The sequence below is a fragment of the Aneurinibacillus terranovensis DSM 18919 genome (assembly GCF_000430625.1).
Classification (GTDB): Bacteria; Bacillota; Bacilli; order Aneurinibacillales; family Aneurinibacillaceae; genus Aneurinibacillus_B; species Aneurinibacillus_B terranovensis.
This window is the reverse complement of sequence record NZ_KE387178.1, coordinates 1-9,545: the sequence shown is the minus strand read 5'-3', so window position 1 is coordinate 9,545 and position 9,545 is coordinate 1. Positions and strand designations below refer to the sequence as shown.

At 46.9% G+C, this 9,545-nt stretch carries 9 protein-coding genes and 1 pseudogene; 4 read left to right on the top strand and 6 right to left on the bottom strand.

Going from position 1 to position 9,545, the window contains the following annotated elements; translation table 11 throughout:
• Window positions 1-504: 504 nt before the first annotated feature.
• Window positions 505-1,215 carry a DUF2225 domain-containing protein gene (locus tag H525_RS0120630; RefSeq protein ID WP_027417753.1) on the top strand — a complete coding sequence of 237 codons (711 nt, stop codon included), beginning with the start codon at window positions 505-507 and terminating at the stop codon, window positions 1,213-1,215.
• On the opposite strand, the gene H525_RS0120625 is transcribed toward H525_RS0120630, so the two are convergent.
• Window positions 1,212-2,009 (bottom strand): TrmH family RNA methyltransferase, encoded by a 798-nt coding sequence (locus tag H525_RS0120625; protein WP_027417752.1) that lies wholly within the window; start codon window positions 2,007-2,009, stop codon window positions 1,212-1,214. The genes H525_RS0120630 and H525_RS0120625 overlap by 4 nt on opposite strands.
• Before the next feature lie 112 nt (window positions 2,010-2,121).
• On the opposite strand from H525_RS0120625, the gene sspI reads away from it, so the two are divergent.
• Together sspI and H525_RS27670 are read left to right on the top strand one after the other, a co-directional pair.
• Window positions 2,122-2,379 (top strand): small acid-soluble spore protein SspI, encoded by a 258-nt coding sequence (gene sspI / locus H525_RS0120620; protein ID WP_425387766.1) that lies wholly within the window; start codon window positions 2,122-2,124, stop codon window positions 2,377-2,379.
• Between the two features lie 56 nt (window positions 2,380-2,435).
• Window positions 2,436-2,705, top strand: coding sequence for a hypothetical protein (locus tag H525_RS27670; RefSeq protein WP_155837483.1), 270 nt, complete (start codon window positions 2,436-2,438; stop codon window positions 2,703-2,705).
• Between the two features lie 72 nt (window positions 2,706-2,777).
• Here the strand turns inward: H525_RS27670 and H525_RS0120615 are convergent, their stop codons facing one another.
• Window positions 2,778-3,857, bottom strand: coding sequence for a M42 family metallopeptidase (locus H525_RS0120615; RefSeq protein ID WP_027417750.1), 1,080 nt, complete (start codon window positions 3,855-3,857; stop codon window positions 2,778-2,780).
• A gap of 107 nt (window positions 3,858-3,964) precedes the next feature.
• Here H525_RS0120615 and H525_RS0120610 point away from each other — a divergent pair, with 107 nt between their 5' ends.
• Window positions 3,965-4,330 carry a DUF2512 family protein gene (locus H525_RS0120610; RefSeq protein ID WP_027417749.1) on the top strand — a complete coding sequence of 122 codons (366 nt, stop codon included), beginning with the start codon at window positions 3,965-3,967 and terminating at the stop codon, window positions 4,328-4,330.
• A gap of 162 nt (window positions 4,331-4,492) precedes the next feature.
• Here the strand turns inward: H525_RS0120610 and H525_RS25015 are convergent, their stop codons facing one another.
• The 4 genes and pseudogenes from H525_RS25015 to H525_RS25010 form a co-directional block, all read right to left on the bottom strand.
• Complete coding sequence (locus H525_RS25015) at window positions 4,493-6,262, bottom strand: B12-binding domain-containing radical SAM protein (protein WP_051331209.1); 1,770 nt, start codon at window positions 6,260-6,262, stop codon at window positions 4,493-4,495.
• A gap of 398 nt (window positions 6,263-6,660) precedes the next feature.
• Window positions 6,661-7,755: a 3-isopropylmalate dehydrogenase gene (gene leuB, locus H525_RS0120600; protein ID WP_027417748.1), complete on the bottom strand. Its 1,095-nt coding sequence runs from the start codon at window positions 7,753-7,755 to the stop codon at window positions 6,661-6,663.
• Between the two features lie 35 nt (window positions 7,756-7,790).
• Window positions 7,791-9,323, bottom strand: a complete 1,533-nt coding sequence (locus H525_RS0120595) for a 2-isopropylmalate synthase (protein ID WP_027417747.1) — start codon at window positions 9,321-9,323, stop codon at window positions 7,791-7,793.
• Between the two features lie 35 nt (window positions 9,324-9,358).
• A pseudogene (locus H525_RS25010) lies at window positions 9,359-9,545 on the bottom strand (ketol-acid reductoisomerase); the annotation flags it as partial.

Genomic DNA, 9,545 nt, shown 5'->3' with positions numbered 1-9,545 from the left:
ACTGTAAAGCAACATATACTTTCTTTAACGGCAAAAAAAAGACCTCCCACCCGTGTAAGGGGCGAGAGGTCGCGGTACCACCCTTATTTAAGAACTATAACAGTAATAGCTCCTAATCTTCATTGCATGATAACGGGCTAAGTAACCCGGTTTCCCTCTACTTATCGCGTTCAAGGGGACAGCTCGGAAGTGAATTCAGCCGGCGCTTATGTCTCAAGGATGCTTCCAGTCCATGACATCCTCTCCCTGGCAGACGCCTTCCCGCCTACTACTCTTCGTCAATGCTTTATGTCATTATAAAGAAAACCCGGTTAGCATCAAGTCGTAGGCGAAGATGATAACCTTAGTGAACATTTTCCGTTTATTATAAATAAAAAAAAACAAATTTTCAAGCGTGCAAGTTTTGCACCCATGCTTTTTATCCTACCAAGACTATGGAATATAGCATATACTAAAGGAAAACAAGTACATAATCATGAGAAAAAGCACACGGGGGAGGAGCACATGACCGACTACGACTTGGTTCTCTATGACAAAAAATTTCAATGTGCCCATTGTGACCATGAATTTAAAAGCAAAAAAGTCCGTATGCGCCACAGTCATCCGATTAAGCGCGACTCAGACTTTTGTGTGCATTATGAAAACCAATCGGAAAATCCCATTCTTTACCATGTTGTGGTATGTCCCGAATGCGGATTTTCGTTTAATGATAACTTTAGAAAATCGGTTCCTGATTACATTCAACAGCGAATTCAGGAGAAAATTACAGCCAACTGGACTCCAAAAGACTACACAGGGGTTCGAACGGTTCGTGAAGCCATATCGACTTATAAGCTTGCCATTTACACGGCAGATATCCGGGAAGAAAGCCACTGTGTACTGGCCGGATTATCTCTCCGGCTTGCCTGGATGTACCGTTTTCAAAAAAATAAAACGAACGAAGAACGATTCCTTCATTTAGCGCTGAACGAATACGAATTATCTTTTGAAGAAGCGGATTACCTGAATACCGACATGTCCGAGTTGAAAATTCTTTATTTAATCGGGGAACTGTATCGCCGGCTGGGTGAACCAAACCATGCGCTGCGCTATTTTTCTAAAGTGGTCGAGCATCCCCTGAAGTCAACCGACCCGCAAATGGTCCGCGCAGCCCGCGACCAATGGCAAAACATGAGAGACGATATGAAGAAGCAAAGAGCCGCCCAGAAAGGTTAGTCCGGGTGGCTTTTGCGCCTTTGCCTTACCGCCTCATACATCAGGATGGAGCCGGCCACTGCCGCATTCAGCGACTCGGCACGCCCATAGAGTGGAATAATGACATTCTCATCCGTCATAGCCAGAATATCCTCGCTTATGCCGCTTCCTTCATTTCCAATAACCAGAATGACTGGTCCATCGTAGTTTACACCAGTATACATTTTTGACTCCTGCAGACTTGTACCGATGACGCGGGTGCCAGGATAAGCGGCCCTCATTTCCTCGATAAAGCCGGGCAGTTGGGCCTGCCATACAGGCAGGTGAAATAACGAACCCATCGTTGAACGGATAGTTTTACTGTTGTATAAATCAACGCTTCCTTCCCCGATAGCCACCCCATCAAACCCTGCCGCATCCGCTGTCCGGATTAATGTACCAAGATTACCAGGATCTTGAATTCGGTCCACCATCAAAAACATAAAAGACGGAGGAAAGGTACACTTCGGCTTCGCCATCTCGACTACAGCCATGATTCCCTGGGGAGTCTTTGTTTCCGATAGCTTCTCCATAACAGGCTTTGTTACGATAATAAGCAGTGGCATCAGGTACCCATCGGTCCCTGATATCCAGGGTGGTATTTCGTGACCCTCTTCCAATAAAATGGCTCGGATTAAAGCCTGGCTCTCGTAGGCTTCCTGAACGAGATGCGGACCTTCAATTAGGTAAAGCCTTTCCTTTTCACGTTCCTTTCGCTTATGTAATTTCATCCACTGTTTAACCCGCGGATTCTGTACGGAAGTAATCAATTCCATATCGTTTCCCCTTTCTGTGCCCATCAACTCCGGATGTAATCGTGCCTATTATATCACGCTTTATTTTAATATTTTCCGATAACGGATGAAAATTAACGGGAAGGTAAAACTAATGGTATTCATAACCTTACTATACAGGAGAGTGAACAATATGGTGGATATCGCCAGTTTGGATTTACGAGCCGCTATTATACACAATATGCAAGGGTCGTCCGAAGAGGACGTCCGGGATACCATTGTGGATGCCATTGAAAGTAAAGAGGAGAAGACGTTGCCAGGACTGGGCGTCTTGTTTGAACTTGCCTGGACTCAGTACAGCGAGCAGGAAAAACGTCATGTGACGCAGTTGATTTCCAATCAGCTGCAGTAGCGAAAATTTGGCTAGCGTCAAGCCGCAGGCGCCGCAATATAGCCTTAGTTGTCCTTATGCGTATAGGACAGTTATACTTTCATACGCTGAGAAAAACTCGCGGGCGTTGCCGCTCGTCCTTTTTCTGCAGGGAAGCGAAACGGCCGCTTAGTGACCGGAAGGTCGGACCGACAAAACATCCGGGTACCTCAAGGATGGAGACAATTGTCAGTCTGATCGACCTTCCGGCCACACGCTCCACATTGAAAAAGCAACGTTCGGCACACCCCCGTGAGTTTTTCTCAGGTGACCAATGGAAGAAAGTATATGTTGCTTTAACACTATAAAGCAACATATACTTTCTTTAACGGTAAAAAAGACGGAGCGCCAAAAATGCTCCGTCTTTCTTGTCTATTTTACTATTTATATTCGTTACGCTTGATTTTAGCCACGGTATCCGCATCAAGCTTCTTGATCACTTCGGTGATAAGCTTGACGGCATTGTCGATATCGTCCTGATGCAGAATGGCACAATGGCTATGAATGTAGCGGGTAGCAATGCTGATCACTAGGGAAGGAACCCCCTGACCATGGAGGTGCATACGGCCGGCATCAGTGCCGCCGCCCGCCATCGCGTCATATTGGAAAGGAATGTTATGCTCCCTTGCCGTATCAATGACGAAATTGCGTAAAGCCGGATGGGATACCATGGAACTGTCGTACAGCATGATTTGCGGGCCGGCGCCTATTTTCGACTGGGCATCCTGTTCTTTTATACCCGGTGTATCGCCGGCGATGCCTACATCGACGGCAAACGCAATATCCGGGTCTACCGCGTGAACCGACGTTTGCGCGCCGCGCAGACCTACCTCTTCCTGAACAGTCCCAACTCCGTAAACTGTATTCGGATGGTCAATCCCTTGTAAAGACTGCAGCGTTTCAATCGCCATCGCAATCCCGACACGGTTATCCCAGGCTTTCGCCATCATGATTTTCGGGTTATTCATAACGGTGAACGGACAGATCGGCACAACCGTATCTCCCGGACGAATGCCGAATTCTTCGGCTTCTTCCCGGCTGGATGCCCCGATATCAATAAACATATCTTTAATCTCCACCGGCTTCTTACGGGCTTCCGGGGAAAGGATATGCGGCGGTACAGACCCGATGACCCCTTCAATGACTCCTTTGCGCGTTTGAATGGCCACCCGCTGCGCGAGCATAACCTGCCCCCACCATCCGCCGAGCGTCTGGAATTTTAAAAATCCTTTATCCGTAATCATGGTGATCATAAAGCCGACTTCATCCAGGTGGCCGGCTACCATAATCTTCGGCCCCTTGTTGCCTTTGCGGGCGATAAGGCTGCCAAGGTTATCCGTTGTCACTTCATCCGCATAAGGCGATATGTATTTTTTCATCAATTCACGGACGTTTCCTTCATGGCCCGGAGCCCCGGCCGTCTCCGTTAGCTCTTTATACATCGCTACTTTCTGATCCATCATGTACCTCCTTATAGATGTCTTGTTCGTATTAATGTTTTCCTGGGTCATTCATCTATTATCGTAACATTTCTGTAAATACTATGCAAAAAAGAGGAGGGTTTGATTTGAATATTCGCATGCTGCTTAACGCTATCTATAAGCTCATTTTCTTCCCTGCGGTTCTTTTTTTATTCTCTTATCTGCTGCCGGGTATTCTTGCTTTCTCAGGAGTCTGGCATGTGATAACTGTAAGCCTGCTTCTGCTCTTTATAGGGGTCATCGCAGATGAACTCGTGCTGCCCATTTTCGGCCTCTCCCGCTCGACGATGCAGGGCACTGTGGCCATTATCTTTATTATATACCTATCAGGCGTTATCTTTCCAAACAGCTTCATTACCATTACCGGGGCGATCTTTGCCGGAGTTGGAATTGGAATCGTTGAGGTGATTGCCCACACTTTTGTCCGGGCGGACCAGAAAGGGCGCATATGAATTGATCGAACGTAACACCATAGACGGTGTGGCAATGGAAGGGGCATAAAAGAACCTTCTTTATCTTCTCCGCAACGTTTGACTGAGCAAGAGCATAAATCTCAAGGAAGTGTCCAATGGAATATTTCGGGCCGCCTCCAAGTGGAAGAGGGGTGTTGACAGTCAGGCCTGCACCGGGTTGAAGGACTCCCACGGCCCCATATAAGCCAACGCTTTATCGTTTTCATCCGGATTATAATACATGAGAAGCAGAGTGCCTGTTTCCGTAACAAGTGTACCTGTCTGTAAATACTGTTTCAAATCAAATGGCAATATTTCCAGCATGGTATGCTTGTGAAGCTGTTTTTCATCCAGACTAAGCTTGCGGAAATCTTCCCCGAGCAAATCCGGGCGGTGGGCGATGGCTTTAATTATGCGGGATTGTTCCCCCTTCTCCATGGTATAATGCCACCACGTTTTGCGGGGCTTATATTTATAGTTCAGGAAGTAATCGTATTTCATTAAGCCCTCGATAATATCCGGATGATCCGTCTCTCTGATTCGTAAAAAATCGTGCAGACGGATAAACAGGTCCTCAAGCTGGTGGCCAATGCGGGACCATCCCCGTTCTTCCCAGAAATCACCGAACTCCTGGAAAAAATCAAAAGCGGACGCAAATTCATGCTTAATAAGATATTCAACAGTTGTATCCATTCGGTGTGCGTTCCAGTATTTCTCAAGGACGTCCTCTACCCGTTTGATTCGCACAATATCACTAAACGGAAGCACATTATTGCCGAGAATCTCATACGGAGCCTGATCCATATAAATGTAATTATATTTTGCAGCGTCCCTTCGCACCCCTGTTCCTCTGAGCATTTTTAAAAAGCCAAGCTGGAGTTCTTCCGGTTCAAGCGCGAAAACATCATTAAATGTTTTCCGGAATGAGTCATAATTCTCCTCCGGCAAGCCGGCTATTAAGTCAAGATGCTGGTCGATTTTGCCGCTTTCTTTTATTTTGGTCACGGTACGGGTAAGCTTTGTGAAATTCTGTTTCCGCTTCACCAATTCATTCGTTTCATCGTTCGTGGACTGAACCCCGATTTCAAAGCGGAAAATTCCCGGCGGGGCATGTTCGGCCAGATAATCCAGTACCTCCGGACGCATAATGTCAGCAGTAATTTCAAATTGAAACACACATCCACTGTGGTTCTCAATCAGAAACTGAAAAATTTCCATTGCATAATCGCGCTTGATATTAAAGGTGCGGTCAACGAACTTGATAAGCTTCGCCCCGCTTTCAATCAAAAACAGGAGTTCCGTCTTTGTTCGTTCAATATCAAAATAACGAACCCCCACTTCAATGCTTGATAAACAAAACTGGCAGGAAAACGGGCAGCCGCGGCTCGTTTCAAAATACGTCACACGATTCGCGAGACCGGGTAAATCCTCCGCAAAACGGAAGGGAGATGGAATGTCATTTAAATCGAGCTTTGGGCGGGGCGGATTAATGATGGTTTTTCCATCCTTGCGGTAGGCCGCACCAAACACATAATGATATTTTCGATCTCCGGTTATTTCCGTTAGCAGATGGTGAAAGGTTGCCTCCCCTTCCCCAACTACAATAAAATCAACTTCCGGCAGCCTGTCCATCCAGTATTCCACATCATAGGATACTTCAGGTCCGCCAAGAACAATGGCCACTTCCGGCATTACCTTTTTTAGCATTGTAATGATTTCGATCGTTTCTTCAATATTCCAGATGTAGCATGAAAATCCGATGACATCCGGACGGCGCTGAAACAAGTCAGCCACCACGTTCATCACAGGATCTTTAATCGTATATTCGGCGATATTCACCTCAAAATCGCTCTGGCAATATGCCTTTAAATATCGCAGGGCGAGCGATGTATGAATATATTTGGCATTTAACGTTGTAACCGTTACCTTCATCATTAGAAAACCTCGTCTTCATCATAATCATTTTCACATTAGTATAGCATTTACACAGGTCCTTTTCACGCCGCTGAAAACTTTGGCAGCATTTCTCTTGATCGTTTCGATGGTTACAGAATCAAACATTGTAATACAAACAAAACACGCAGTGCATTCAAACCTCGATTGACAGATGGTACTTACAGCGAGTCCCTTTCCTTGTTTCGACTGTAACATTTTTCCTTTATTCCAACAATCGCAGGTAAACGCAGATTTTTCTCACTACTCTCATCTCTCCATTCTGAACAAAAAAGCGAATGTACAATTATACTTTATTTTTCACAGAAAAAAACAAGAGTTTCCCTTTCCAGCAGAGGGAAAACTCTTGTTTTAATCTACCCGTATACCCGTGTCTATTACGCTTTCGTATACACTTGCTTTACTTCTTCGATGATTTTTGCCGACATCTCTTTCGTTCCTACGGCTTCTTCTTTATTTTTTGCGATATCACCTGTGCGTACGCCTGAATTTAACACTTTGTGTACAGCAGCTTCAATCGCATTGGCTGCTTTTTCAAGGCCAAACGAATAACGCAGCATCATAGCGGCAGATAGAATGGTCGCTGTCGGGTTTGCGATGCCTTTCCCTGCAATATCGGGCGCTGAGCCGTGAACCGGCTCGTATAACCCGAAGTTTCCATCCGCCAGCGAAGCAGAAGGAAGCATCCCGATAGAACCCGTCAGCATAGACGCCTCATCGCTTAAGATATCGCCAAACATGTTTTCTGTTACAATCGTGTCAAACTGTTTAGGATAACGGATTAATTCCATAGCACATGAATCAACAAGCTGATGTCTCAGTTCTACATCCGGGTACTCGGAAGCCAACCGGTCCACGACCTTACGCCACAAGCGCGATGATTCGAGCACGTTCGCTTTATCAACCGAAACAAGGCGCTTGCTGCGCAGGCGGGCAACTTCAAAGGCGCGCCGGACAATACGCTCAATTTCATATTCGTGATAAATTAATTCATCGGACGCCACCTCACCTTGTTCCGCCTGGTAGCGTTTCTTTTCTCCAAAATAAAGGCCGCCGGTAAGCTCGCGAATGACCATCAAGTCAACGCCTTTTACAACTTCCTCTTTGAGCGAGGAAACTTCCACCATACAATCCAGCATGAATGCCGGCCGCAGGTTCGCGTAGAGGCCAAGCTCTTTACGAATGCCGAGCAGTCCGGTTTCCGGGCGCAGGTGGCCCGGATTGTTATCCCACTTTGGTCCACCTACCGCACCTAACAGGACAGCGTCCGAACGACGCGCTTTATCCAGTGTTTCCTGAGGCAGCGGTGTGCCGTCCTCATCAATCGCAATCCCGCCAATGCGCGCATATTCAAAAGAAAACGTAACGTTTTCCAGTTCTTCTACTACTTTCAGCACCCGGAGCGCCTCTTCAACGACCTCCGGGCCAATCCCATCACCTGGCAATACAGTCACTTTAAACGTTTGACTCATATGTTCTACTCCTTCTGCCGCTCTCTTTATACGTACTATACAACAACTTCTACGGTATCTCCGCGCAAGGCAACAATTTTATTAATCGCACTGAGATACGCTTTCGCACTCGCTTCCAGTACATCGGTGCTGATACCGCGCCCCTGTACAATCAACGAACCTTGCTTTAAGCGCACATAAACCTCACCAAGCGCATCTCTGCCATGTGTAATCGAAACAATTTTGTAATCCTCAAGTTCGACTTCTTCATTCGTGACACGGTCCAGCGCTTTATAAATCGAATCTACCGATCCATTGCCGCACGCCGCTTCCTCCAGCACGTCTCCGCGCGAAGTTTGAACGCGGACACTGGCGGTCGGAATGGAATTATTTCCGTAGGAAAGCTGGAGATTTTCCAGGCGGTACATCTCGGGAATATCATTTAGCTTCGAATCGACAAGAGCAATAATATCATCGTCCGTTACATCTTTCTTTTTATCGCACAGATCCTTGAACCGCTTAAACGCATTGTTTAATTCTTCCTGCTCAAGCTGATAGCCAAGTTCTGTTAACTTATCCTTAAAAGCATGCCGGCCAGACAGCTTTCCAAGCACAAGTTTGTTCGATTTAAAACCAACGCGCTCCGGACGAATAATCTCATAGGTGGTAACCTCTTTTAACACGCCGTCCTGGTGGATTCCCGACTCATGGGCAAACGCATTGGCACCCACAATCGCTTTATTGCCCGGAACCATCATGCCGGTGAGGCGGCTTACCAGCTTGCTGGTACGCGCAATCTCATCCAGCTTTAACCGGGTCTGGGCCTGGTAGACGTCTTTGCGTGTATCCAGAGCCATCGCCACTTCTTCAAGGGAAGCATTTCCGGCGCGTTCCCCGATTCCGTTGATCGTTCCTTCCACCTGGGTCGCCCCCGCTTCAATCGCGGCAAGCGTGTTCGCTACCGCCATTCCTAAATCATCATGACAGTGGCAGCTTAATTTTACATCCTCGATCCCACGAACGTGTTCCCGCAGCTCCCGGAAAATATGGCCGTATTCTTTCGGCGTGGTGTACCCTACGGTATCCGGAATGTTTACAATACGGGCCCCTGCGTCAACCACCGCCTGAACCACTTCCATTAAATAAGGGAGTTCTGTACGGGAACCGTCCTCGCAGGAAAATTCCACGAGGTCAAAATATTTTTTCCCGTACTTTACAGCCGCTACAGCGTTCTCGATGACCTGCTCCTTTGTCATGGCGAGCTTATGCTTTCGATGAATGGGAGAGGTAGCGAGAAATACGTGAAGACACGCGGATTCAGCATTTTTTAACGCTTCCCATGCTTTATCAATGTCGCTTTGCACAGAGCGGGATAAGCTGACAATGGTAGAATTTTTAACCCTGCGCGCAATTTCTTGAATGGATTGCAGGTCCCCCGGGGAAGCCGCTGCAAACCCCGCCTCAATCCGGTTAACCCCCAGGCGTTCAAGTTGAAGCGCAATTTCCATTTTCTCGTGTAAACTCAAGTTGACTCCAGGGGATTGTTCACCATCCCGCAGAGTGGTGTCAAAAATCTCAATGGTACGCATGATCTTACATCCTCCTCCGCGTTCTTACTTTCTTATTACTTCTTAATCCAGGCCATCATTTCGCGTAACTGTTTACCAACCTGTTCGATCGGATGCGCCTTTTCAATACGGCGGCGTGCACCGAATGCGGCGCGTCCGGATTGATTTTCCAGAATCCAGTTTTTCGCAAACGTACCTTCCTGAATTTCTTTCAGAACCTTTCTCATTTCCGCTTTTGTATCG

Excerpts from the sequence above, each read along its gene's own strand:
- H525_RS0120625 (WP_027417752.1), bottom strand. The coding sequence starts at position 2,009 with ATGGAATTGATTACTTCCGTACAGAATCCGCGGGTTAAACAGTGGATG.
- H525_RS0120630 (WP_027417753.1), top strand. The coding sequence starts at position 505 with ATGACCGACTACGACTTGGTTCTCTATGACAAAAAATTTCAATGTGCC.
- H525_RS25015 (WP_051331209.1), bottom strand. The coding sequence starts at position 6,262 with ATGAAGGTAACGGTTACAACGTTAAATGCCAAATATATTCATACATCG.
- leuB (WP_027417748.1), bottom strand. The coding sequence starts at position 7,755 with ATGAGTCAAACGTTTAAAGTGACTGTATTGCCAGGTGATGGGATTGGC.
- H525_RS27670 (WP_155837483.1), top strand. The coding sequence starts at position 2,436 with ATGCGTATAGGACAGTTATACTTTCATACGCTGAGAAAAACTCGCGGG.
- H525_RS0120615 (WP_027417750.1), bottom strand. The coding sequence starts at position 3,857 with ATGGATCAGAAAGTAGCGATGTATAAAGAGCTAACGGAGACGGCCGGG.
- H525_RS0120595 (WP_027417747.1), bottom strand. The coding sequence starts at position 9,323 with ATGCGTACCATTGAGATTTTTGACACCACTCTGCGGGATGGTGAACAA.
- sspI (WP_425387766.1), top strand. The coding sequence starts at position 2,122 with ATGGTATTCATAACCTTACTATACAGGAGAGTGAACAATATGGTGGAT.